General features: G+C 66.1%; 19 protein-coding genes and 1 riboswitch. Of the genes, 8 read left to right on the plus strand and 11 right to left on the minus strand.

The annotated features are described in order from the left end of the window. Positions 1–284 precede the first annotated feature (284 nt). Both DX923_RS00805 and DX923_RS00810 read right to left on the minus strand, forming a co-directional pair. Positions 285–623, minus strand: a complete 339-nt coding sequence (locus tag DX923_RS00805; RefSeq protein WP_240322690.1) for an ASCH domain-containing protein — start codon at positions 621–623, stop codon at positions 285–287. Then, positions 620–1,369, minus strand: a complete 750-nt coding sequence (locus DX923_RS00810) for a DUF4184 family protein (RefSeq protein ID WP_116116070.1) — start codon at positions 1,367–1,369, stop codon at positions 620–622. The genes DX923_RS00805 and DX923_RS00810 overlap by 4 nt, the downstream gene beginning before the upstream one ends. A 54-nt stretch (positions 1,370–1,423) precedes the next feature. On the opposite strand from DX923_RS00810, the gene DX923_RS00815 reads away from it, so the two are divergent. From DX923_RS00815 to DX923_RS00825, 3 genes are read left to right on the plus strand one after another with little or no spacing between them, the layout of a single operon-like run. Continuing rightward, a complete protein-coding gene (locus tag DX923_RS00815; RefSeq protein ID WP_162872684.1) occupies positions 1,424–3,238 on the plus strand; it encodes an ABC transporter transmembrane domain-containing protein in 1,815 nt (604 codons plus the stop codon). A 43-nt stretch (positions 3,239–3,281) separates the two neighbouring features. Further along, the gene (locus DX923_RS00820) at positions 3,282–3,893 is read left to right on the plus strand and encodes a sugar O-acetyltransferase (protein ID WP_205413074.1); all 612 of its coding nucleotides are present in this window, start codon (positions 3,282–3,284) and stop codon (positions 3,891–3,893) included. Then, positions 3,808–5,691: an ABC transporter ATP-binding protein gene (locus DX923_RS00825; protein ID WP_116111994.1), complete on the plus strand. Its 1,884-nt coding sequence runs from the start codon at positions 3,808–3,810 to the stop codon at positions 5,689–5,691. The genes DX923_RS00820 and DX923_RS00825 overlap by 86 nt, the downstream gene beginning before the upstream one ends. Before the next feature lie 11 nt (positions 5,692–5,702). On the opposite strand, the gene DX923_RS00830 is transcribed toward DX923_RS00825, so the two are convergent. The 3 genes from DX923_RS00830 to DX923_RS00840 all read right to left on the minus strand — a co-directional run bounded on the left by DX923_RS00830 (position 5,703) and on the right by DX923_RS00840 (position 8,290). Then, positions 5,703–6,593 carry a universal stress protein gene (locus DX923_RS00830; RefSeq protein WP_116111996.1) on the minus strand — a complete coding sequence of 297 codons (891 nt, stop codon included), beginning with the start codon at positions 6,591–6,593 and terminating at the stop codon, positions 5,703–5,705. A gap of 181 nt (positions 6,594–6,774) precedes the next feature. Beyond that, positions 6,775–7,482 carry a hypothetical protein gene (locus DX923_RS00835; RefSeq protein ID WP_162872685.1) on the minus strand — a complete coding sequence of 236 codons (708 nt, stop codon included), beginning with the start codon at positions 7,480–7,482 and terminating at the stop codon, positions 6,775–6,777. 115 nt (positions 7,483–7,597) lie between these two features. Beyond that, positions 7,598–8,290 carry an MIP/aquaporin family protein gene (locus DX923_RS00840; RefSeq protein ID WP_116112000.1) on the minus strand — a complete coding sequence of 231 codons (693 nt, stop codon included), beginning with the start codon at positions 8,288–8,290 and terminating at the stop codon, positions 7,598–7,600. 187 nt (positions 8,291–8,477) lie between these two features. On the opposite strand from DX923_RS00840, the gene DX923_RS00845 reads away from it, so the two are divergent. Together DX923_RS00845 and brnQ are read left to right on the plus strand one after the other, a co-directional pair. Then, positions 8,478–9,734 carry an AI-2E family transporter gene (locus DX923_RS00845; protein ID WP_116112001.1) on the plus strand — a complete coding sequence of 419 codons (1,257 nt, stop codon included), beginning with the start codon at positions 8,478–8,480 and terminating at the stop codon, positions 9,732–9,734. 281 nt (positions 9,735–10,015) lie between these two features. Next, positions 10,016–11,416: a branched-chain amino acid transport system II carrier protein gene (gene brnQ / locus DX923_RS00850; RefSeq protein WP_205413075.1), complete on the plus strand. Its 1,401-nt coding sequence runs from the start codon at positions 10,016–10,018 to the stop codon at positions 11,414–11,416. Between the two features lie 58 nt (positions 11,417–11,474). Here brnQ and DX923_RS00855 read toward each other — a convergent pair whose 3' ends face one another. The 5 genes from DX923_RS00855 to DX923_RS00875 are packed head-to-tail and all read right to left on the minus strand — an operon-like array spanning position 11,475 to position 16,597. Further along, a complete protein-coding gene (locus DX923_RS00855; RefSeq protein ID WP_116112003.1) occupies positions 11,475–12,191 on the minus strand; it encodes an ABC transporter ATP-binding protein in 717 nt (238 codons plus the stop codon). After that, complete coding sequence (locus tag DX923_RS00860) at positions 12,188–13,051, minus strand: ABC transporter ATP-binding protein (RefSeq protein WP_116112004.1); 864 nt, start codon at positions 13,049–13,051, stop codon at positions 12,188–12,190. The genes DX923_RS00855 and DX923_RS00860 overlap by 4 nt, the downstream gene beginning before the upstream one ends. After that, the gene (locus DX923_RS00865) at positions 13,048–13,983 is read right to left on the minus strand and encodes an ABC transporter permease (RefSeq protein ID WP_240322691.1); all 936 of its coding nucleotides are present in this window, start codon (positions 13,981–13,983) and stop codon (positions 13,048–13,050) included. Before DX923_RS00865 ends, DX923_RS00860 begins: the two co-directional genes overlap by 4 nt. Then, positions 13,980–14,987: an ABC transporter permease gene (locus tag DX923_RS00870; protein WP_116116074.1), complete on the minus strand. Its 1,008-nt coding sequence runs from the start codon at positions 14,985–14,987 to the stop codon at positions 13,980–13,982. Before DX923_RS00870 ends, DX923_RS00865 begins: the two co-directional genes overlap by 4 nt. Continuing rightward, positions 14,984–16,597: an ABC transporter substrate-binding protein gene (locus DX923_RS00875; RefSeq protein WP_116112006.1), complete on the minus strand. Its 1,614-nt coding sequence runs from the start codon at positions 16,595–16,597 to the stop codon at positions 14,984–14,986. The genes DX923_RS00870 and DX923_RS00875 overlap by 4 nt, the downstream gene beginning before the upstream one ends. 98 nt (positions 16,598–16,695) lie before the next feature. After that, positions 16,696–16,756: riboswitch (cobalamin riboswitch) on the minus strand. Between the two features lie 397 nt (positions 16,757–17,153). On the opposite strand from DX923_RS00875, the gene DX923_RS00880 reads away from it, so the two are divergent. Both DX923_RS00880 and DX923_RS00885 read left to right on the plus strand, forming a co-directional pair. Then, positions 17,154–17,774, plus strand: coding sequence for an ABC transporter ATP-binding protein (locus DX923_RS00880; RefSeq protein WP_162872686.1), 621 nt, complete (start codon positions 17,154–17,156; stop codon positions 17,772–17,774). After that, positions 17,771–19,783 carry a YhgE/Pip domain-containing protein gene (locus DX923_RS00885; RefSeq protein ID WP_116112009.1) on the plus strand — a complete coding sequence of 671 codons (2,013 nt, stop codon included), beginning with the start codon at positions 17,771–17,773 and terminating at the stop codon, positions 19,781–19,783. Before DX923_RS00880 ends, DX923_RS00885 begins: the two co-directional genes overlap by 4 nt. Before the next feature lie 73 nt (positions 19,784–19,856). Here the strand turns inward: DX923_RS00885 and DX923_RS00890 are convergent, their stop codons facing one another. Next, positions 19,857–20,393 (minus strand): hypothetical protein, encoded by a 537-nt coding sequence (locus tag DX923_RS00890; protein WP_116112011.1) that lies wholly within the window; start codon positions 20,391–20,393, stop codon positions 19,857–19,859. 294 nt (positions 20,394–20,687) lie between these two features. Between DX923_RS00890 and DX923_RS00895 the strand changes: the two genes are divergently transcribed. Then, positions 20,688–24,149 (plus strand): S8 family serine peptidase, encoded by a 3,462-nt coding sequence (locus DX923_RS00895; RefSeq protein ID WP_116112012.1) that lies wholly within the window; start codon positions 20,688–20,690, stop codon positions 24,147–24,149. Positions 24,150–24,151: the final 2 nt, after the last annotated feature.

Consider the following 24,151-nt stretch of genomic DNA (forward strand, 5'->3'; position numbering starts at 1 on the left):
GTTGGGGATGGCGACCGGCCCTGTCGAAGCGATCGGTCGCTAATGTACCCTTTGCGGCCTGATCATATATCATCCGTGTCGAAAGGGGGCGCGGGATCCCCTCTTACTTTTTTTGCTGCCTGTAAATAATTAATTTTCATTCAATGCGGGGATAAATCGAATTTTTCTTTGGGGAGTAGCTGAATGGAGAAGCCCCTGTCGGCGTCTTTCGTGAACTGAGCTGCCAGACAACCCCGGACAACAGCAACAACGCTGATCGGAAGGTGAAGACAGCCCGCCAGGAGTCACCTCACCGCAGCGGGACCGCTCACCAAGCAGTACGAGACGACATCGACCGACACCTCCGCGGACAGGCCCGGGTAATGCCGGTCCAAAGCCGCCTGCAACTCCGCCAACGACCCGAAACCATCCACACGGGCAATCTCCTCGGTGAGCTCCGCCCGACGCATCGACACCACCGAGACCACCTCGGCCGGGATCTCCACGACCTCCCCCGAAGACCTCTCGAAGAAGATCACCACCGGACCCACCGCGAAAGGATCGTCCACCCGGATCGTCTGCAACTTCAGGCCACGACGCACCAAATGCTCGTAGCCCTCCCACATCGACATCCGCTGCGTCACGCCCGCATCCCCTTCCCCACGAACACCGCCACCGCCACCGCAGCCACCACCGCCGACAGCGCGCCCTTCGTGATCGCCAAATACACCGCTGAACGCAGATCATGCGCCAACAACCCCGCCGCCACCACAGCACCCACGACCCCCGCCGCCGGCGCCGCCCACAGAATCACCGTCGACCGAGGATGCCGACGAGCCACCAACTCACCCACCGGCCGCCGCCGCCACGCCACCACCACCGCAGCCAGGCAAGCCGACAGACCGAACAGACCACTCGCATACTGCGCCCACGACACCCCCGGCAAACCACCATGCGAAGCCGCCAACCACGGAATATGCGTCGCACCCCACCGACCGGCATGAGTGAACTCATCCCACACCGCATGGGTCACCGCCCCCAGCACCACCCCCAAAGGCACCAACAACCACGACCGGCCAGCCGACGACACACCCCCAGGCGGCAGAACCCGCCCCGGCACCACCGGCGGCAACCGCCTCCGCACCACCCCCGGAGCCGCATCCGCCAGACAGGGCCACAACCACGCCACCCACAACCACCAGATCACAACCCCCGCCGCCAGATCCACCGTCACCAGACCCGACACCGAATGCGTGAAACCGTAAAAACCCTCCACCCCGAGAAACAACGGCAGATCCGGGACCATGCTGCCCACCACCAACGCCGACAACGGAAGACCAGAACGAGACAACGGCAGCACCGCAGCAGGATGGGCAAAAGTCACCGGCATGCCGCCACCCTAAGAGCCCCACGTGCACACACCCTGAAGACCCCGGGCAGTAGGGTGGCCACGTCGCCCGCCACCAGCCACCGCACACCGTCCTGCCTGGAGGACACCCTGACCACCACGCCACAGGACAACGACCCCGCCACCCGCGACACCCCGCCCCTCGACCACACCGGCCTCACCGGAGGGCCCCAACTCGTTCGACGACTCATCCGACGCGAACACCGGCGACTCCTGGCCACCGCCCTCGCCGCCGCCACCATCAGCGGGCTCACCCTCGTCATCCCCCTCGCCATCGGACGCGCCATCGACGCCGGCCTCGTCGCCCGCGACCTCACCGGCGGCGCCCTGTGGATCGCCGTCATCCTCACCGCCTACCTCCTCCGCGCCGCCGCCACCCTCATGCGACTCATCGGCGACCGCGGCGCCAACCACGCCGGACACGACCTGCGCCTCGCCGTCCTCGACCGACTCCTCGACCCCACCGGACTCGCCGGCGACCGACGACTGCCCGGCGACCTGCTCAGCGTCGCCACCACCGATGTCACCACCAGCACCCGCGGCATGACCACCCTCACCTCGGTCCCCGGCCAACTCGTCACCGTCACCGGCTCCCTCATCGTGCTCAGCCTGCTCGACCTACGCCTCGCCGTCGTCGTCGCCATCTCCACACCCCTGCTCATCGCCCTCTCCGTGTACGGAGTCCGACCCCTGCGGCCCTACACCCGCAAAGAACGCGCCGCCGAAGCCGCCGCCGTCGGCTCCGCCTCCGACCTCACCGCAGGACTCCGCGTCGTCCAAGGGCTCGACGCCGAAGAACGCGCCCGCGAACGCTTCGCCGACACCAGCCGCAAAGCGCTCGCCGCGACCATCGCCGCCCGGCGAGCCAGAGGAATCTTCAGCTCCTCGATCGCAGGCGCCGTCGGACTCTTCGTCGCCGCCCTCACCATCACCGCCGCCCACCTCGGCCTGAGCGGACAACTCACCGTCGGTGAAGTCGTCGCCGTCGCCGGGCTCGCCCAGACGATGGGCCCACCCCTGCGCAGCCTCGGCGTCGACACCGCCAGCGTGCTCAGCACCGCCCACGCCTCGGCCGACCGCGTCGTCGACCTCCTCGTCGTCCCCCCGGCCCGCACCTACGGCGACGTCCCCGGCATTGAAGGAGCACCCACCCTCACCTTCGACCAGGTCACCCTTCCCCCGCTGATCACCGCGCCCCTCACCCTGGAACTCCCCGGCACAGGCATCACCGCGCTGATCGCACCCGGCACCTACGCCGAAGCCCTCTCCGACCTGTGCGCCCGCCGTCGCGACCCGGCAACCGGAACGATCCGGCTCGCAGACACCGACCTCCAGACCCTGACTCCCGCCGCGCACCTGGCCGCCCTCGCCGCACCTCCCCACCAGAGCGACCTGTTCGACGGCACCATCCTGGAGAACATCACCCTGGACCGGCCACCCGTCACTGCCGTAGAACGAGCCCGGTTGGACGCAGTGCTGCGTGCCACCACCTGCGATGACGTCGCCGCCAGCCAGCCCCTGGGCTGGGACACCCCGGTCGGAGAGGGCGGGCGCGCCCTCTCCGGAGGGCAACGGCAACGGGTCGCCCTCGCCCGAGCCCTGTACACCGACCGGCCGCTCCTCGTCCTCACCCACCCGACGACCAGCGTCGACCCGGCGACCAATGCCCGGATCTCGGCACACCTCCCGGAGATCCGGGCCGACCGCGGCACCCTGCTCGTGACCACGTCACCACAGCTGCTGGCGGTGGCAGACCTCGTCGTCCAGCTGGACGAGAACGGGCAGGTCCGCCGCCGCGGCCGCCACACCGACCTGCTCGCCGACGAGGCCTATCGACAGGTGCTTTCCTAGGCGTAAGAGGCTGTCCTGGAAGGTTTTTTGGCATCCTCAAGAGATGACCGAAGACCAGGACACCAGGACGATGCGCCAGCGCATGGACGATGGAGACCTCTACCAGGCGGACGATCCCGAACTCGTCGAGATCCGCCTACGGTGCGCCGATCTACAGGAAACCTACAATTCGACCGCCGAACGCCAGGAAGACCTACGAGCCGAGGTGCTCCGAGCCCTGCTCGGCCATTGCGGACAGGACGTCATCATCCGGCCCCCGTTGCTCCTCGACTACGGCATCAACTTCAGCATCGGCGACCGCAGCTTCGTGAACTACAACCTCGTCGCCCTCGACGTCGCCCGGATCACCATCGGCGAGGACTGCTTCCTTGGCCCCAACGTGCAACTCCTCACCCCCTCCCACCCCATCGAGCCCGGGCCACGTCGGGCGCGCTGGGAATCGGCGAAACCCATCGTCCTGGGCAACAACGTGTGGCTCGGCGGCGGAGTCATCGTGCTGCCAGGAGTGACCATCGGGGACAACACGATCGTCGGTGCCGGTTCAGTCGTCACCAAGGACCTGCCTGCCGATGTCGTCGCCGTGGGCAACCCCGCCCGCATCGTCCGCCACATCGAGGACACCGACGATCGAGCGCCCGAAGCCTCGACCGACTAGCGTTCCTCCCATCACCACCACAACATCCTCACCGGCCCCGACCGGGACACCCCTGCCCCTGGCCACCGGGCGACGTGCTGCCGCTGTCGCCTGGGCCACCGGACAAGGGCTGCGGCGCACCCTCGTCCTGGCCGTCGCCGCCATGACCACGGCAGCCCTGCTCGACCTGGTCGTCCCCCACCAGGCCGGACGCATCGTCGACGCCGTCCGGGCCGGCGCCGGACCGGGCAGCCTCACCCCGCACGCCGTGGCGATGATCGCTGCGATCCTCACCAGCGGAGTGGCCGGCGGCATCGGACTCTCCCTCGCCCCGGCCTTCTTCGCCTCGGTGCTGACCCGACTACGAGAACGGATGCTCCACGCCGCACTCGACCTACCGCAGACGACGGTGGAACGTGCCGGACTGGCCGACCTGGCCTCCCGGATCGGCGACGACGTCTCCCGCGCGCGCGACGCCGCCACGTTGGTCATTCCGCGCATCGTCTCCACCGGCATCCTGATCACGGTGTCCGGGTTGGGGATCGCCGCGGCCCACCCGGCCTTCCTCGCGGCCATCGCCGTCGGAGCGACCGGGCATGTCCTGCTGATCCGCTGGTACTGGCCGCGAGCCTCACAGGCGTATGTGGCTGAACGGGCGTCGTCGGCGCACCAGGCCGGTCACGTGCTGGCGACGGTGCACGGGCTGGACAGTGTGCACACCTACGGAGTGCAGAGGATGCGTCGACGGCTGGTGGCCGAGAGCTCCTGGGCGTTGTGCCGTCGGAGGATGCACGGGCGTCGGCTGGTCATCACCCTGAGTGCAGGGTTGCTGCTGGTCGAAGCGGCGACCGTGTCGATGCTGTTGGTGGTCGGTGACGTGCTGGTCGGGCAGGGGAGTGTCTCTGTCGGGGAAACGACTGCGGCGGTGTTGATCCTGGTGCGGATCTTCGGCCCGGTGCGGTTCATCCTGTTCTTCCTCGACGACTTCCAGGCGGCGCTGGTGGCCTTACGGCGGATCGTAGGAGTGATCGACCTGCCGGGGCGTCCGCCGCCCACCTCCGTCGAGGGAGGTGACGGCGGGATCCGGCTCGAGGGGGTCTCCTTCTCCTACGACGGTTCTCATCGAGTGCTGCACGAGGTGGACCTGCATGTCCGCCCTGGTGAGGTCGTCGCTGTGGTGGGCGCCTCCGGGGCGGGTAAATCGACCCTGTCCGGTGTGGTGGCCGGCACATTGCAGCCGGACAGCGGCCGGGTCGTCGTCGGAGGTGGCTCCCGGCAGAAGGCCGGTCGTCCACGGGTCGTCCTGGTCTCTCAGGATGTGCACACCTTCTCCGGTCCTCTCCGGGAGGACGTCCTGTTGGCTCTGCCTCCAGGGGCGGAGGGCGCCGACGATCCCGACGCTCAAGCGGCTCTGCTGCACCGGTCGCTGGCCGAGGTGGGCGCGGAGTCGTGGGTGTCGGCGTTGCCCGACGGCGTGGACACGGTCATCGGACGGATGGGGTACCGGCTCGACCCGTCGCGGGCGCAGCAGCTGGCGTTGGCCAGGGTGCTGGTGGCCGACCCGGCGGTCGTCGTGCTCGACGAGGCCACCGCCGAGGCGGGCAGCGCCGGAGCGGGGGTCCTCGACGAAGCCGCGCAGGCGGTGATCCGGGGTCGGACCGCACTGGTGGTCGCTCACCGCCTGAGCCAGGCGGTGAGCGCGGACCGGGTCGTGGTGATGGCGCAGGGGCGCATCGTCGACCAAGGGACGCCGGAGGAGCTGATCTCCCGGCCGGGGCCTTTCCAGGAGCTGTGGCAGGCCTGGGGGGAGCACCGCTGACCGGGGCCTTTTTACTGGCCCGGTACCACCACCGCTGGTGATTCGGTGTGCTGCAGTACGCGTCGGCTGGTGGAGCCCAGGAGCAGGCCGGTGAATCCGCCATGGCCGCGGCTGCCGACCACGACCATCGAGGCCTGACGGGAGTGCCCGACGAGTAGTTCGACCGGCGAAGTGTGTTGGACGTCGATGTGAATGTCGAGACCGGGCCGTTCCGCAGTGACCCGGGAAGCCACCTCGGAGACGGTGCGGTTCAGGTTGGCGATCACTTCGTGGCTGGGTGCGGGGCCCGGCATCATCAGGCTGGCTTCGGTGGTAACCGGGATCCCGAAATCCCAGGCGGTGGCGATGCGCAACGGACGTTTCAGGACTTCGGCCTGTTCGGCGGCGAACTCGACGGCACGGGTGGAGTGCTCTTCGCTGACGTATCCCACGACGACGGGGCCGTCAGGGTGGTCCTCGCTGTCAGGGTGGTCGGGGATGACCACGACGGGGCCGCGAGCGTGGGTGACGACCTGGTCGGCCACCCCACCGAGGAAGATCGAGGAGATCGCGCCGAGCCCACGGGTACCGATGACCACGATCCCTGGTTCGGCGCTGGCCTCGATGAGGGCGCGTGAAGCGGTGGGGTCGACTGTGCGGTAGGTGATCTCGACCTCGGGATGGCTGCTCTTCAATGCGGAGCAGGCTTGTTGCAGCGCCGATTCGTACGGCCCGTCGTCGACCAGGAAGGGGTCGGTGATCACTCCGGTGGGGCCGAAAGGTGGCAGCGGCAGGGTTCGCGCGGTGACGACCTCGAGGGGCCAGGAACGGGCGCGCGCGTAGTCGGCCGCCCAGCCGATGGCACGTCGGGCTTGTTCGGAGTCGTCGTAGCCGATGAGAACTCGGGGACGTGGGCTGTTCATGGTGCCTCCTTCGTCGCGGTCGGGTCTCTGGACCCCACTCTGCCGTTCGGGAGGGCATATGTGCGGGATGACGGGATTTTTGTGAGCGGTCTGACGTCAAAAGCTGTGCCCCAGCCGTTTTCGTTCGGAAAACGACTGGGGTGTTCGCGGGATGGGTCGGTGCCCGATCAGTGCGATGGGGTCACCAGGCTGCAGCGTGCAGCATGGAGCCGCCTTCGTAGAGGCAACGCCAGGTGATTTTGCGCAGGGTGTAGTGCGGCAGGGATTCGTCGACGATCCTCTGGGCGGATTCTTTGGCGTTTTTCTTCGTCGTCTCCGGCCTGATGTCGTCCTCCAGAAGGTATCCGATGGATTCATTGCCGAGCAGGATCGCCAGGACGGTGAGATCGGTGAAGGTGGGGGTGGCACCCTCCAGGACATCGAGCAGGCGTTCTCGGATGCCGAGCCCGATCGAGGTGTCCTTGATGTGGTAGAGCGTCGGGAGTTTGTCGCTGAGGGCGTTCTCAGCGATGGTCAGGACGCCGGCCTGTTCCAGGGGTCGTGCCACCAGGATGGTGGGGTCTGCGGTGCCCCAGCGCATCATCGAGTGCATCTTCTGTCCGGGGTCGTCCTGGAAATGGCGCACCATGTGCTGTTCGGCGTCGTCGAGTACCCCTGGTCGGGTCAGAGCGTCTGCTGCGCTGGCGGAGGGGTTTATCTCGAGTAGGTCGAAGTTCAGGACGTTCGAGGTGTAGTGGGAGAGGTCGAGGTAGCCGGCATCGGCGAGGTCGAAGGCCGTCGCCCCGATCATTGATGCCCGTCTCATGATCAGCGAGGGTCGAGCCCAGCCGTTGGAACGGGTGAGGAGCATCAAGGCGCCGAGGCGCGCAGAGTATTGCGTAGCAGACATGAAACATGACGTTAAGGAAGTTCACTGGATGCTTCCTGGGCGGAAAAGCCGTCGGCAGGGCGCAGAAATACAGGCCGGGCCCTTGGTCGGGGTCCGGCCTGTCGAGCGAAGTGGATCAGTGGTCCTGCGGGCTGGTGGCGCGGAAGAGCAGCGCCGCGCAGGCACCGGCCACGAGCTGGATCAGGGCCCACAGCGGGAGGGCTTCCCAGGTGAGCAGGCCCATGATGCCGGCGCCCAGACCGACGGCCGGGTTGAAGACGCCGCCGCTGATGTCGCCGACGGCTACCGCGCCGACCAGCACGGTGAAGCCGATGGCCAGCCCGTAGAAGCTGTTGTCGGGGTGGTCCTTGCTGGTGGCGACGTTGAGGACGACCCAGCACAGGGCGAGGGTGAACAGGAATTCGGCGATGAGCGCTGCGGGCATGTTCGAGGCGGCCTTCGCGGTGGGGTGTTGCCCGGTCAACATCGCCGCGGTGAAGGCGCCGAGGGCTCCGCCGAGGAGCTGGCAGGCCCAGTAGCTGGGGAGTTTGGTGCTGGCCTGGCCGCCGCGCATCGTGACGGCCAGGGTGACGGCCGGGTTGAAGTGGGCGCCGGAGACATGTCCGCCGGCGAAGACCATCACCATGAGGACGGCGCCGATCGCCAAGGGGGCCAGGGGGTTCTGGGTGAGGACGGTGCAACCCACGGTGAGGGTCAGGAAGAAGGTGCCCAGCATTTCCACGACGTAGCTCGCGATGGGGAGGGCGCGTCGGCCGGTGCGCGGCGCGCTGGTCTCGAGAGTCTGTCCGGATGATCGCTGGGTGCTCATGACGCCTCCTGGGATGGGATCGACCAGTGGTGACCCTAGAATCCGGACAACTCATGACATAAGTGATAAATGGTTGAATTCTTGTGAACAACAGGGAAATTGATGGGCCCCACGGCCTCTTCGGGGTAAGTGCAGGAAGACGGCGTACCGTGAACCGACGGTGGTGAGCAGAAGAGAGGCAACATCGGTGAGCAAGAACCGGAATCGCAATCGGGCCAGAAAAGCCGACGTCGAAGCGGCGGACCCCGCGATCTCCGCCGAACATCGCCCTCCGCGGACCTCCCAGCGCATCGCCGGGGCAGCACCCACCGCCGTCGCCACCCCCGAGAAGACCACCGACCCTCCGCCACCCTCCGTGAACAGCACCGTCCGCGGCATGCCCCGCATCTTCCTCATCGGAGTCGGCGGCGCCGGGCTGGCCTACTGCATCATGTTCGTCCAAGGGCTCGGCAGCGTTGTGGGGCCGGTCTTCCTCGCGCTGAACCTCATGGTCACCGCCTACCCGCTGCACAGCTGGCTGGTCAAACACCGGGTCAACCGGAACATCTCCGCCATGATCACCGGACTCGTCGTCCTACTCGTCCTGTGCGCCTTCTTCACCACCATCGGCTGGGCCATCACCCAGCTGGTCACCTCACTGCCCGAATACAACAAACAGTTCGAAACCCTGGTCAACACCGTCACCGAACGACTCGCCTCTGTCGGCGTCACCCCCGACACCCTGCTCAAACAGATCCAACAGATCAGCCCCTCCAGCGTCATCGGCGTCGTCACCCCCCTGTTCGCCAACCTCTCCTCCGGGGCCGCACTGCTCGCCGTCCTCTTCGGTGTCGTCTTCTTCATGACCATGGACACCGTCAGCATCGACGAACGGCTCGAACTCGCCCGCCGCTACCACCCCCGGTTCGTCGGCGGGCTCGAATCCTTCTCCAGCGGAGTGCGCCGCTACTGGATCGTCTCCTCCGTCTTCGGCATCATCTCCGCCGTCCTCGACGTCCTCGCCCTACGCTGGATCGGCGTCCCCCTCGCCCCGGTCTGGGGCATCCTCGCCTTCCTGTGCAACTACATCCCCAATGTGGGCTTCTTCATCGGGCTCGTCCCCCCGGCCTTGCTCGCCCTCCTCGCCCTAGGCCCAGGCCACGCACTGAGCGTCATCGCGGCCTACATGGTGCTGAACTTCGTCGTGCAATCGCTGATCATGCCCCGCTTCACCGGCCAGGCCGTCGGCATCACCGCGACACTGACCTTCGTCTCCCTGCTCTTCTGGTCCTGGGTGCTCGGCGTGCTCGGCGCCCTGCTGGCCATCCCCGCGACACTGCTGTGCAAATCGCTACTCGTCGACGCCGACCCCGAAGCGCGCTGGGCCAACTCCCTCATCGCCAGCGACCCCTTGACCTACGAAGAAGAAAGATGCCCCGGCTCGGAACGGTCCGCGAAGAGCTGACCCTCACGGGGTTCCTCGGTGCCGGAGCTTCGGTCACGGGATCGTGGAGCCGGTCTGGCTGGCCTCTCAACACCTGCGAAAGTGGCGTCAGTGACACCGTCTGGGTGAAGGGCATCCGCACGTACTACGAGGCGAATGTCTTCGAAGGTGCAGAGAGGTTTCGCCGATTATCTACGAAATCTCGTCCAACCCGAAGAAATACCCTGAAATGAGGAAGCATTTCGCTCCCTGGGAGTAACCCGCTTGGAAATGGACGAGACCCGTGTGATCTGCTAAGAGTCGTGTCCACCGCAGATACTGCTACGCAGTCCACGTCACCACCTGAACAGCCACGTACGCTTCGCCCCGGCCAGAGCGCACTGATCTCGTCGCTGCTCTTCGGGCTTTTCTTCGGCGCTGGAAACCTGATTTTTCCTGTCGAAATGGGGCGCGCCGCCGGCGCGAACACCCCGTGGGCAACTCTGGGATTCCTGGTCACTGCAGTAGGTCTTCCCATCATCGGTGTCGTCGCCTCGGCGCTCTCCCGCAGCTCCAGCGTCCTGGAAATGGCAGGCCGGGTCGGCCGCCGTTTCGCCGTGGTGTTCACCTGCGTGCTCTACCTGACCATCGGCCCGCTCTTCGTCATTCCCCGCACGGCAACCGTCTCCTACGAAGTCGGCGTGCGTCCGCTGGTCTCCGACGGTGCCGCCGTCATCTCCCTGGCGCTGTTCTCCATCGTCTTCCTCGGCCTCAACCTGTATTTCGGTCTACGCCCGGGACGTTTGATCGACTGGGTCGGGCGGTATCTCACCCCGGCCTTCCTCGTCCTGCTCAGCGGCATGCTGCTGGCTTCCGTCATCATGCCGATGACCGACGGCCCGCTGGCCGAGCCAAAAGGTCATTACGTCGACAACGCTTTCCTCACCGGTCTCATCGACGGCTACGGCACGATGGATGCCCTCGCGTCACTGGCTTTCGCCGTGCTGATCATCGACAACCTCCGACGGCTGAAGATCGAACGTCCCGGACAGATCGCCGTGGAGACGGCCAAATCCGGGGTGTCCGTCGCCGTCGTCATGTCGGTGCTCTACGGGTTGCTGGCCTTCGTCGGTGCGACCAGCCTCGCCGTCACCGTCGGTGCACCCAACGGTGGTGCCGTGCTCGCCGGAGTGAGCAGGCACTACTTCGGATCTGGCGGACAGCTGCTGATCGCTGCGATCGTCTTCCTCGCCTGCCTCAAGACCGCCATCGGGCTGACCACCGCCTGCGCGGAGATGTTCGTCGTGATCTTCCCGCGCGTGATGAGCTACGACCGGTGGGTCGTCGGGTTCACCGGGATCTCCCTGGCCATCGCCAATGTCGGCCTGGCCACCATCATCAAAGGATCGCTGCCGGTCCTGATGTTCCTGTACCCGCTGGCGATCGTCCTGATCCTCCTGGCGCTGATGACCCCCCTCCTCGGGGAGCGTCCGTCGGTGCACCGGTTCACCGTCGCCTTCGCCGGGGTCGCGGCCTTCTTCGACTTCTTGAACGCTCTCCCCCCGGCGTTGAAGTCCTCCTCGGTCGCGACGACCCTGCTCGACCTCGCGTCCCAACTGTTCCCCGGATTCGCCAGCGGCATGGGCTGGACCGTGCCCGCCCTGATCGGCTTCGTCTTCGGCATGATCATCTCCCGAGGACGAGGCGAGCCCGGCCGGGCCTGACCGAGAAAGACGAGTAGACGGTGGGGGCGCCACGGCGACGCCCGGCACCCCCACCGTCTCAGATCACCGCACCGCTCAGATCGGCCAGATCGCACACCTCATCGGCCCATGCCTCGAGGAAGGGCGCGTCATGGCTGATCGCCAGGACCCCCATCCCGTCCTCGGCCAGGCCTCGCACCAGGTGAGCCACTGACGCGGCCGACGCCGCATCAAGCATCGCCGTGGCCTCGTCGCAGATCAGATAATCCGGCCGGGAGACGATCACCCGTGCCAGACAAGCCCGCTGCAACTGCCCCAACGACACCTGGGTCGGCAACCGATCCAACAGGTCGTCGGTGAGCCCCACCCGTCGACACACCGACGCCAGGTCGACCGGGACGCCCGCAGCCCGCGAACCACGGATCGTCGTCGGCTCCATGATGGTCCTGCGCAAGGTCGCGTACGGGCTGCACGACCTCCGCGGCGACTGGAAGAGCATCGCTGTCCGACCATCCATCCGCCCCCGACGGGTCGACACCGGAACGCCGTCCACGGTGACCTCACCGGCAGCGGGTGCCAACAGCCCGGACAACACCCTGGCCAGGGTCGACTTGCCCGTCCCCGACGGACCCCGCAGACCGGTGATCCGGCCCGGCGGCACCGTCACCGACACCCCCTCGAGCACCAAGGGGCCGCGACGTCCGTACCTTGCCGACACCTTCTCCGCCCGCAGACCGCGACCACCCGGCTCCTGCTCCACCGGCTGCGACCCCACCTCGACGGCCGTCGACGTCATGCCATCCCCCTCACCCGGTCGGCGAAGGTCACCGAAGGATCCAGATCGGTCAACGACGGCGGCGACCCCGGGATCGGCACCATCCCATGTTCGGGCAAAGCACCCAACAGTGCACGGGTGTACGCCTCCTCCGGCGCCGACAACACCCGACCGGCCGGACCCTGCTCCACGATGCGCCCGGCATACATCACCGACAGGTCGTCAGCGACGCCCGTACGCTCCAAGGACCGCAAATCATGGGTGATGACGAGCACCGCAGCCCCCGCCTCCGCGCACGAACGCAACAGACCGAGCACATGATCGGTCAACTCCGGATCCAGGCTCGCCGTGGGCTCGTCGGCGATGACGACCTGCGGATCACCCGCCAAAGCGAAGGCCACCGCAGCCCGCTGAGCCATCCCACCGGACAACTCGTGCGGATAACAGGCCAAAGCCTCTACCGGAAGCCCCACCCGAGAACACAACTCGAGCGGACCCGATGGGCCGGACAAAACCTCGACCGTCTCGAGCAACTGAGAACCCATCGTTCTCGTCGGGGTCAACGAGGTCACCGCCGACTGCACCACCAGGCCACACACCCGTCCCCTGATCTGCCGCCACCGGCTCTCCGGAGCGCCCAGAAGCTCTTCACCGGCGATCCGGACGCTCCCGGAGGTCGACGTCCCCGGCGGCAGCATCCCGATCAAGGTCGAGCCCAGGATCGACTTCCCGCAACCCGACTCGCCGACCAGCGCGCGCACCTTGCCCGGATGCAGGCTCGTGGACACCTGCGTGGACGCGTGCACCCATGCAGGACGTCCCGACAGTCGGGTCGGGATCCGTACCGTCAGGTCCTTCACCTCCACCAACGGATCGCTCACGAGGACACCTCCCGGGAATCGGCCGGCGGAGCCAACCTGCGTTGCAGCGCCGCAGCCAGACCGGCCGTGGCCAGGGTCACCGCCACCAGCGGAGCGGCCGGACAGACCAAGGTCCACCAGCCGCCGAGCAAGACCTCGCCCCGCGACTGGGCCAGCAAGGTCCCCAAGGACGGCTGGTCCGGGGACAACCCCAACCCCAGGAAGGACAAGGCTGACTCGTGCCAGATCGCGTGCGGCAGCATCAAGGTCACCCCGATGAGCGCCTGTCCGATAGCTGCCGGCAGTAGATGGCGGTGCAGGACGTGCCACCGTCCGGCCCCTGCCAGATAAGCCGAGTCGACGTACTCCATGGCGCGGGCGGTCAGCGCGGCCGAACGGACGAGCCGGGCGATGAACGACCAGTGAGTGGCGACGACGGAGATGACGATGGCAGCCACCGACCCCTTGAACAGGGCCACGATCACGATGCCGAGCAACAGATGAGGCAGCGCGTTGACGGCATCGGCCAGACGCATCAAGGTCGCATCGACCCAGCCTCCGAAGACGGCGGCGAGTCCGCCGACGAGGACACCGATGACGGTGGCGGAGATGGCACAGATGCTCGCGATGAGCAGCGATACCTGCAAGGCCTGAGCGATGCGGACGACCAGGTCGTGGCCGTTCGCGTCGGTGCCGAACCAGTGTGCGGCGGAAGGAGCCTGGCGGGAATCGCCCAGGTTGGCGGCCAGGTCCTGGGCGTCGGCGAGCAGCGGCGTGAAGACGGCGTACGCGAGGACGACCACGATGGTGCACACGGAGGCGATGGTGCTGACCCGCCAGGTGAGGTGGGCTCTACCAGAGCCTGAACGGCCGAGGACGGTCCCGGTGGCTGGCTCCTGGGCGGGAGCGACCGGTGGCGGGTTTTCCACCGGGGTGGTGCGCGTGGTGCTCATGGGGTCACCCGAGGATCGAGGAAGAGATAGATCGCATCGGCGAGCAGCGATCCGAGCAGGACGAGCAGTGTGGTCGCGATGGTCAGCGCGGACAACAGTGCGAAGTCGAGTTGCTGGGCGGAGGAAACGGTGGCCTGTGCCAGGCCTGGCCAGGCGAAGATCTCCTCGACGATGACGGCTCCCACGACGAGTTCGGGCAGCCGGGTTCCCAACAGGGTCACCACGGGTGCGAGGGAGACCGGAAGGACGTGGGCGCGTACGACGGTCCGCGGTGGGATGCCCCGGGCGACGGCTCCGGCCACGGCCTCGGAACGGATCGCCTCGTGCACGGACGACCGCACCGAGAGAAGCAGCCAGGGAACCAGGGAGAGCCCGAGCACGATGGCCGGGAGAGTCAGATGCAGGGCGACCCCCGCAGCGGTGATCGGGTCGCCCGGACGGCTGAGCCCTCCGGTGGGGAAAAGACCCAGCCCGAGGGAGAAGACCATGATCGCGCCGAGGGAGACCACGTAGGAGGGCAGCGCGCCGAGCAGGACCGCGAAGGTGGTGGCGATCCGGTCGCTCCACGACCCGGGGCGCAGCCCTGCACGGACCCCCAGCACCACGGAGATCGCCAGGCCTGCCACGATGCCGACCCCGGAGAGCAGCACCGTCCAGGGAAGGCGTTCGGCGAAGACGTCGGCGACGGGCTGTCGGTACACCCGGGAATGTCCGAGGTCACCGTGGGCGAGCGCGTCGACCCAGATCAGCCAGGACTCCCACCAGCTCTTGTTCAACCCGAGGGATTCGGCCATCTGTCGACGTTCTTCGAGGCTGACATTTTGGACCCGGTCGCCGAGGAAGGCGATGAGCGGGTCGAACGGGGAGAACGCCGACAGGAGGAAGACCCCGAGGGAAACCACGATGACGACGGGGACGGCGATGGCGGTGCGACGGGCGACGAGGACGGCGGCGTCCCGGCGGCGTCGACGCCACCGGGACGGTCCGGTCGGGCAGAGGGTCATCGAGCTCTGCCGAGGTTCCAGCGGGGTCCCCATCCGGCATCGTGGACATGTGGTTCGAGGATGGTCTTACCGGCGCCGACGGCTCCCTTCTTGGCGACATAGGTGTGTCGCAGGGTGAGCAGGAAGACGTTGCCGGGGTCCTTGACGTATTCGGTCTGCACCGCCCGGTAGGTCTGGGCGCGGGCGGCCGGGTCCTGCTCGTGGCGGGCGCTGTCGAGGAGCGTGTCGAGGGCTTCGCTGCCGTAGTTCCCCGGGTTGCTGTACGGGGAGCTGGTGTTGGCGTCGCGCCGGTGCAGTGGGTTGTACAGCAGGGAGTCGATGCTGGTGGGGTGTTTGCCGCCGCCGAGGACGAGGCCTGCTTTGCCGAGCTGGGGTTCGATCTTGTCCCAGGTGCTGCCTTCCAGGGTGATGTCGACACCGATCTTCTTCATGTCGGCGGCGAAAGCGATGGCCAACTGGCTGCGGACGGTGTCGGCGGCGGCGTACATGAGGGTGAATCCGGCGCGTTGGCCGTCCTTGGCGCGGATGCCGTCCTCGCCCTTGATCCATCCTGCGGCGTCGAGGGATTTCTCGGCGGCGGCGACGTCGTGGGCGATGGTCGCGGTGGGTTCGTGGGAGTCGCCCATCTCGGCGGGTACGGGAATGGTGGCGGGAGAGCCTTGGCCGGCCAGGATCTTGTCGACCATGGCTTGGCGGTCGACCGCCTGGTTCATGGCCATCCTGGCGACGGGGTCCTGGGCGAAGGCCGAGGTCTTCGGCAGGGAGATGGACCGGAAGTCGACCGAGCGCACCGAGGTGTGGACGAGGCTGTCGCGGTTCTTCAAGGTGGCGGCCAGTGTGGGGGGAAGGACGGTGCCGTCGATCTCACCGGCGGCCATGCGCTGGGCACGGGTGTTGTCGTCGGTGACTCGGATGTAGGTGAGCTTCTCCACGGTGGGCTTGCCGCGCCAATGCTTGGTGTTGGCGGTGAAGACGGCTTTCTCCGCTGAGGATTCGGCGAGGACATAGGGGCCGGTGCCGATGGGCTTGCTGTTGAGGGGGGATTTGTCGACCGGGCTGCCGTCGAGTTTTTCCGAGGGGGCGATGCCGAAGAGCATCCGGGAGCTGAATTCGGCGTAAGGCTTTTTCAGGGTGAACTTCACGGTGTGCGGGTCGACGGCCTCGACACTGTCCAGCATGGCCAGGTCGGAGGCGGAGGAGGCGGCGACCTTGGGGTCGATCAGGTTGCGGTAGGTGGCGACGACGTCCTCGGCGTCGAAGGTGCTGTCGTCGGAGAAGACCACTCCTTTGCGGAGGGAGACGGTCCAGGTGAGTCCGTCTTCGGAGGTCTCGGGGAGTTTCTCGGCCAGCGCGGGTTTCAGCGTAGGTGGGCTGGTGTCGTTCTCGCCTTCCATCTGGAGCAGTCCGTCGTAGATGGGGCTGTTGCCGTGTTCGCCGTGGTCGTCGAGGGGGTTGTACTTGCTGACATCGCGGGAGTCGGCGATGACCAGGGATTTACCGGCGGCGGAGCTTGGATGGTTGGGGGCCCCGCAGCCGACGAGCAGGAGTGATCCGGTGATGGCGACGGCGAGGGCGAGGCGATGGCGCGAACGTGAACGGGTGGCTGACACGGTGTCGTCTTTCAGGGAACGCGACGACAGGGTGTGGCTGTGCTGCCTTCTCCGTACGCCGCGGATGTGGGTGGCCGATATCGACCGTCCGGCGGCGACCGGGCTCGTCCCTGGGGGCAGGGCATCACCGTTGCGGGACAGCGCCGGGATCACACCGGCTTCGCGTCGTACGGAAGCTCCCGTGGGAGGTCCTCATCCTCGCATTGAACGGTGTGAACTGCAATGGATCAGCAGTAAATCGGCGAGCTATGCGGTGAAAGTCCGCTCAGGCCGAATCCGTAGCTTCCTCCGAAGGAAGTTCTTGCTCCTACTGGCCTGTGGTCGAAGGGAGAACAGCCAGTACAGACGAGTTCTATTTCCGATTTCGGAGTGGATTGGGAAAAGCCAACTGCCGCAGGCACCATGGGCAGGTGCGTCGTGAGCCGGGAAGCCTGTGGGGCTCGGCTCCGCACCTGAAACCATCGGCGAACGGACCGACAGTCCTGCCAGGTCCGTCGTCGAGAGGGACCGTTCCGGTGGTGGGCGACCCGTATGTCTACAGGATGGAGAACATGCGATGGCATTAGTGGCCAAGGAGATCGGGCTCGACGGATTGCACGAACCCCTGCTGATGCCCACGAGCATGATCGCCGAGGCCGGACAGATCACCGTCGTCGAAGGCGAGATCGGACCCGGCAGCACCACCTTCGCCCTGGCTCTGGCCGGACGGGTCAAGCTCTCCCGGGGCGAGGTGTCCTGGGACGAGAACACCGCCCCGGCTCTGCGGCGGCGGAAGGTAGCCCTGGTCAACCTGCCGGATGTCACCGAACCCGACGGTGGCCTGCACGTACGCACCGTCATCGGACACGAGCTGGCTCTGGCCGGTCAGCCTTCCCGTAGGCAGGACATCGCCCGTTTTCTCGCCGAGCGAGGTGCTCTCGACCTGGTGAAGACCCGCTGGGAACAAGCCCCGCACGGCAGCCGCACCGGGTGGCTCGCCGAACTGGCCTTCATGGAGGAGGGTGTCGAAGCCATCGTCGTCACCCATCCGGACCGGTGGGGCGGCGACGTCGAGGAGTGGGCCATCCCCTTGGGCGAGTTGATCGCCGAGGACCGGGTCATCGTCATCGTCTGCACCCCCAGCACTGCCCGAATCCTGGGGCTCGAAGATACCTACCACATCGGAGTTTCCCTGTGAGGAGCCATCGACTCGCCCTGGCGGAACTGCTCCGTCTGACTTCGGCGCCCATGATCCGGATCGCTCTCGTGGCTCTGGTCCTGATCCCCAGCTTGTACGCAGGCCTCTACCTGTACGCCAACCGCGACCCCTATGCCCGGCTGTCGAGCATGCCCGCCGCCATCGTTTCCGAGGACCAAGGCGCCACCCTCGCGAACGGCGAACGCATCCAGCTCGGGAAGGAGATTGCCGAGCAACTGGCCAAGACGAAGAAATTCGACTGGTCTGTCATCGACCGTGAGAGTGCCACCCAGGGCGTCAAGGACGAGACCTACCACTTCGCCGTCATCATTCCTTCAGGGTTCTCCGCCGATCTGTCCTCGGTGGGCACCGGAAACCCCAGGCAGGCTCATCTCGAACAGATCACCAATGACGCCAACGGATACCTGACCCGCACCATCTCCAACCAGGTCATCGCGGAGATCACCAAGTCGATCGCCTCCAAACTGTCCTCCACGACGGCCAGCAAGATGCTCGACGGATTCAACGACATCCGGGTCAACCTCACCACGGCCTCGGACGGTGCCGTCAAACTCTCCGATGGCACCACCCAACTCCTCGACGGGCAGAAGAAACTCCGCGATGGCACCGAAAAACTCGTCGATGGCACCACCAAAGCCCATAAAGGAAGCCAAGAACTTGCCCAAGGGGCTGGAAAGCTCAGCCAAGGCATGGGCAAACTCGCCGACGGAACGGCCGAATTGCCCGCGAAAACACGTCAACTCGCCGACGGAGCACGCAAAGTCGCCGACGGCAATGCGCAGGTCGCAGCTGCCGGAAAACAGCTCGCTGAAGGTGCGAAACAGATCGACAGCTCCCGGAGCACGCTGAAGACCGATCTTGCGGCCAGACTCGACGCGATCGACAAGGCGAACAAAGCAGCCGAAAAACCGGACCCGGCGATCACTGAAGCGACGAAAGCAGCTCGTCAAGCGCTCACCGACGTCGACGGCAGACTGAACACCATCAGCGGGAAGGTCACGTCCACCTCGGGCAAGCTCGGTCAGCTGTCCACCGGGTCGACCGCTGTGGCCGACGGCGCGGAGAAATTGGCGGGCGCTTCGGTCAAACTGTCCGACGGAATCAAAGAAGCCCGCACCGGATCGAACAAACTGGCTGATGGCGCGCGGAAAATGACCGTTGGGCTGGCGAAGCTCGACGACGGGGCACACAAATTGCACGACGGGACGGGTAAAGCCGTCCAGGGCGTGGAGAAACTCGACGAAGGAGCCCACAAACTGGGCGACGGTCTCAAGGGTGGCGTGAACAAGATCCCTGCCACCACACCTGAACAGCGCTCAGCTGCTGCGCAGGTCATGGGGGCACCGGTCGCGATCGAACGGGCTGCCGCAGCTGAAGCGGAGAACTACGGGGCGGGCCTGGCTCCTTTCTTCCTCGCTCTTTCCCTCTGGATCGGGGCCTACACCTTGTTCCTGGTGGTGCGTCCGGTCTCCCTGAGGGCCGTCGTCGCCAACCAGCCCGGGTGGCGGATCGCGTTCAGTGGATGGCTGACCCCGGCCTTGCTGGGCACCTGTCAGGCTGTCGCGGTCTTCCTGCTGATCGGCTGGGGGCTGGGCTTCAGGATGGACAAGCCGATCCCGACCGTGCTCTTCCTGATCGGGGTGTCCTGCGTTTATGTCGCCATCCTGCTGGCCCTGGCCTCCCGCTTCGGAGCGGTGGGTAAATTCGTCGGCCTGGTGTTCATGGTTCTACAGCTGGTCAGCGCAGGTGGAACCTTTCCCTGGCAGACGTTGCCCGAGCCCTTGCAGATCGTCCATCATCTGGCACCGATGAGTTACGCGGTCGAGGGATTGCGCCATCTGATGTACGGCGGCCCTCTGCACCGCATGCCGATGATCGTCGCCGTCCTCTTCGCCTACTGGCTGCTCGCCATGATCGCCACCCGGTGGGCGGCGCTGCGGCTACGGATCTGGACGGCCAGGCGGATCAAACCCGACCTCCAGCTGTGACCTGGAAAGTTCCATGAGGATGGCGGGGCGAGCCCTGCCCTGGGCCCGCCCCGCCATCTGCCACTTCTGAAAATCAGCCCACGGGTCGTTCGGATCGGCGCTGCCCCTGGCCGTCTCCGGGACGGTCGTGCTGGGGGTAGATCTTGCCGTCACCAGGCCTCTGTCCGTCCCGCCTGGGACCGCGGGGCTCGCCGCCCTTGCCCCAACCGGGCCGTTCGATCACCGTCTTCAGGTCGGAGCTGACCGCGAAGCCGATCCGGTGCCCGTCCTTCTTGCCCTTGACGCGGTATTCGCCCTTCTTGTTCTTGACGATCCGGATGACCTCGACTCCGGAGTCCTTGGCCTTGACCGCATCGGTCACTTTCTTGGCCTCGTCACCGGTGACCTCGATGCCGCGCTTCTTGCCGTGGCTCTTCCCGTGTTCGCCACGTCCCTGTCCCTTCGAGGGTCCGTCCTGGGGTCCTGGCGTCGCCGGGGCGGAGGCGCTCGGGCTGGGGCTCGGGGCGGGGGAAGGGGCGGACGAAGCATTGGCCATGACAGCTCCGCCGGTGACAGCGAGGGCGGCGACGACGGCGGCCGCGGTGGAGATCAGATGCTTTCTGGGGGCCATGACTGTTCCTTCGGTCAGCGGGTCATGAGGCCGGAGACTGTGCCTTCTCCGTTCGATCTCCATTGTGGGAGGGCCGACTTGGACGATGCCATCAGGTACTTGTGACGAAGCTGTGAAGACTGGAATCGTTTCCCGTCATTTTCTTGTCGAAAATTGACGATTTGTTTGCCCGCGACGTGTGGCGTTATCCGGGAGACAGCTTGTCCGCAGAGTATGAATAACTCGGGCAGCCAGCGATGTCGATCCCTGTCGACAATCGGGGATTCCTTCTGCCCCTGAAGATAAGGACAGCCAGTGAGCGTTCACACCACGAGACGCGGGCTTGCCGCGATACTCGCCGTGGGGCTTTCTGCCGTCGGGATGAATACGGCTTCGGCAGAAATGACACCGACTCCCGTGGCGCCGGTCACCCTCGCCGCAGAGGGCGGTAAGGGCACCCCCCAGGCCGAGAAGATGAGCTCCCACAGTCAGGAATTGTTGCTGGAAGCAGAATCTTCCGGAAAAGCGAAGGTCACCGTGATGACCTTGGCAGAAAAGGGAAAGACCCAGGAGGTCGTCGGCCAGTTGAAGTCCCTGGGGGCCTCGGTCGGTTACGTCCATGAGAAGACCGGTTATGTCCGGGCGACCCTCGCTACGGGATCAGCGCTGAAGGTGGCCAAGATCGCCCAGGTCAAGAAGGTCGACCTGGACGAGATGCTCACCGTCCCGGTCCCGATCGCCGATCAGCCCGGGGGCAGCAGTCAGAACATCCGACAGTGGACCGGACCGAATGCCTCCACCCCGGATTCGAACCCGTACATGCCGACGAACGAGACCGGTGCCATCGCTTTCCGTCAGGCTCATCCGACCTTCGACGGCAGGCAGGCCACCATCGGCGTGATCGACTCGGGCGTCGACCTCGATCACCCTGCTCTGCAGAAGACCACGACCGGCGAACGCAAGATCGTGAACTGGGTCACCGCTACCGATCCGCTGTCGGAGTCGGACGGAACCTGGCGTCCGATGCTGACCAAGGTTTCCGGTGCCAGCGCGCAGTTCGGTGGAGCGGAATGGAAGCTTCCCAGTCGTCCGGGCGCCGACTTCGCGATCAATGTCTTCCGCGAGTCAGCTGCCAATGGCAGCCGTGAGTTCTGGGGAGATCTCGACCGGGACGGCAATAACAGCAGCTCGTGGGGGATTCTTTACGACTACAACACGGGCGACATCTGGGTCGACGTCAATGGGAACCACGATTTCACCGACGATGCGATGATGCGTCCGTACAAGGAACGCTTCGACGTCGGTCATTTCGGGACGGATAATCCGAAGACCGATGTCCGGGAGAGCTTGCCTTTCGTGGTGGAGTTCCGCAAAGATGTCGATCTTTCACCAGCTGGACCCTCCTTTGAGGGAAAGCGGACCGACTTCGTGAACATCGGTGTCATCGCCAGCTCCCATGGCACTCATGTCGCCGGGATCGCCGCCGGGCACAAATTGTTCGACGGTCAGATGAATGGTGCCGCGCCGGGGGCGAAGATCGTCTCCAGCAAGGCCTGCGTCTTCGCCGGCGGGTGCACCTCGGTGGCGCTCTCCGAGGGCATGATCGACCTGGTCGCGAACCAGCGGGTCGACATCGTCAACATGTCCATCGGGGGGCTTCCCGCTCTCAACGACGGCAACAACACCCGGTCCTACCTGTACCAGCGGTTGATCGACGAGTACGGCGTCCAGCTGTTCATCTCAGCCGGCAACGAGGGCCCCGGAGTGAACACGGTGGGTGACCCCTCGGTGGCTCCCGACGTGATCAGCGTCGCAGCAGGGGCGTCCAAGGACACCTGGATGGCCAACTACGGTGCGAAGGCGACAGCCAGCTTCTGGGCGCAGAACTACTCCTCACGAGGTCCGCGCGAGGACGGCGGCTTCAAGCCGAACATCATCGCGCCCGGGTCGGCGATCAGCACGATCCCGATGGTCTTCGAGGGCGGGCCGGTTCCGGAAGCCGGATATTCCCTTCCCGCGGGCTACGCCATGTTCAACGGCACTTCGATGTCCAGCCCGCAGGCAGCAGGCGCGGCGACCCTGCTGGTCTCAGGGGCACGCCAGTCCGATGTGGCCGTGACCCCGAAGCAGTTGCGCGCGTCGATCTACAGCACGGCCCAGTTCGTCCCGGGGCTGGAAGCTGCCGCCCAGGGCAACGGCCTCATCCGGGTGGACAAGGCCTGGAACCTTCTGAGCAAGGCCCCGAAGGTCGAGAATGCCTATGAGATCAGTGCTCCGGTGTGCACGCCGTTGGCCGCTTCCTTGAAGGTGAAGAACCGCGGCGAAGGCCTGTACAACCGTTGCTCGCACGGCGAAGGCGGACAGAAGGCCGGTGAGGAGAAGACCTACGAGGTCGTCGTCAAACGGACCGCTGGCCCGGCCGACCAGTCGCGCCACGAGTTGAAGTGGGTCGGCAACAATGGCGCCTTCAGCGCGCCGACCCAGGTCGACCTGCCTGTCGGTACCGCTGTCAAGGTCAAGGTGACGGCGAAGCCGGAGTCGATGGGGGCGCACTCGGCGATCCTGAACCTCGACTCGCCGGCCACTCCGTGGATCGACGGTCAGATGATGACCGAGATCGTCGTGGCCAGTTCGTTGAAGGAGAAGCCGTTCGTCCAGAAGATGTCCGGTTCGGTGGAGCGGGTGCGGACGCAGAGCCTGTTCGTCTCGGTGCCCAAGGGGACCAAGGCGCTTCAGGTGAATCTGTCGGGTATCGCGGCTGGTTCAGTCACCCGTTTCCTGTCGGTGAACCCTTACGGCCTGCCGATGGAGAACCCTCAAGGGCGCGCTTCGTGCTACACGAATCACACCGATCCGAAGCTGTGTCACCCGACTTCACGGGCCTACCTGAACCCGATGCCGGGGGTGTGGGAGATCTTGGTCGAGGCGGCACGAACCACGCCGACGACGCAGAATCCGTTCACGCTGACCGCCGTGGCCGAGGGGGTCTCGGTGAAGCCGGCGGCCCAGACCCTCGACAGCGTCGTGATCGGCAAGCCTGCTCCGGTGTCGTGGACCGTGCGCAATGACATGGGTGCGGTGAAGGCCTCCGCTCAGGGCGGACCCTTGGGTTCGTCGATGAAGGCTCGCCCCACGATCAAAGCCCAGGAGAAGAAGACCTTCACCGTGGACGTCCCCGCCGGGGTGAGCCGGTTCGAGGTGAAGATCGGTAATCCTTCCGATCAGAGTGCTGACCTGGATCTCTTCGTGAAGAACGCCGTCGGACGTGAGGTCGGTAAGTCGGCCAAGGGCGACTCCGAGGAGATGGTCACTCTCAAGAACCCGGCTCCTGGGCCGTACACGGTTATCGTCGAGGGCTATGCGGTGAGCGCACCTGGTGGCACTGAATTCGACTACTTGGATGTCTATTTCGGTGACAGCTTGGGCACTCTTCGGGTCCCCCCGGTGTCGAAGGACCTGGCAACCGGGGCGGAGATGAAGGTCACCGGTGAATTGGTCGCGAAGTCAGAGGTGGCCAAGGGGCGTCAGCTCTTCGGTGAGATGCGGGTCGTCAACTCCGAGGGGTCGGTGCTCGGTATCGGCCAGGTCTTCGTCGGGTCTGTCCTGAAGTCGGAGCCGGTTCCCTCGACGACCACCACGGTTCCGTCCCCGTCATCGCCTCCGGTGCCAGCTCCGGCGCCGTCCTCCCCAGTGCCGACGAGCGGCTCTCCGACGACAGCGTCACCGTCGCCGTCGGGCACTCCGGTCGTGACTGCGCCTCCAGCGTTGAGATCGTGATC

Source organism: Austwickia chelonae (genome assembly GCF_003391095.1).
Taxonomy (GTDB): Bacteria; Actinomycetota; Actinomycetes; order Actinomycetales; family Dermatophilaceae; genus Austwickia; species Austwickia chelonae_A.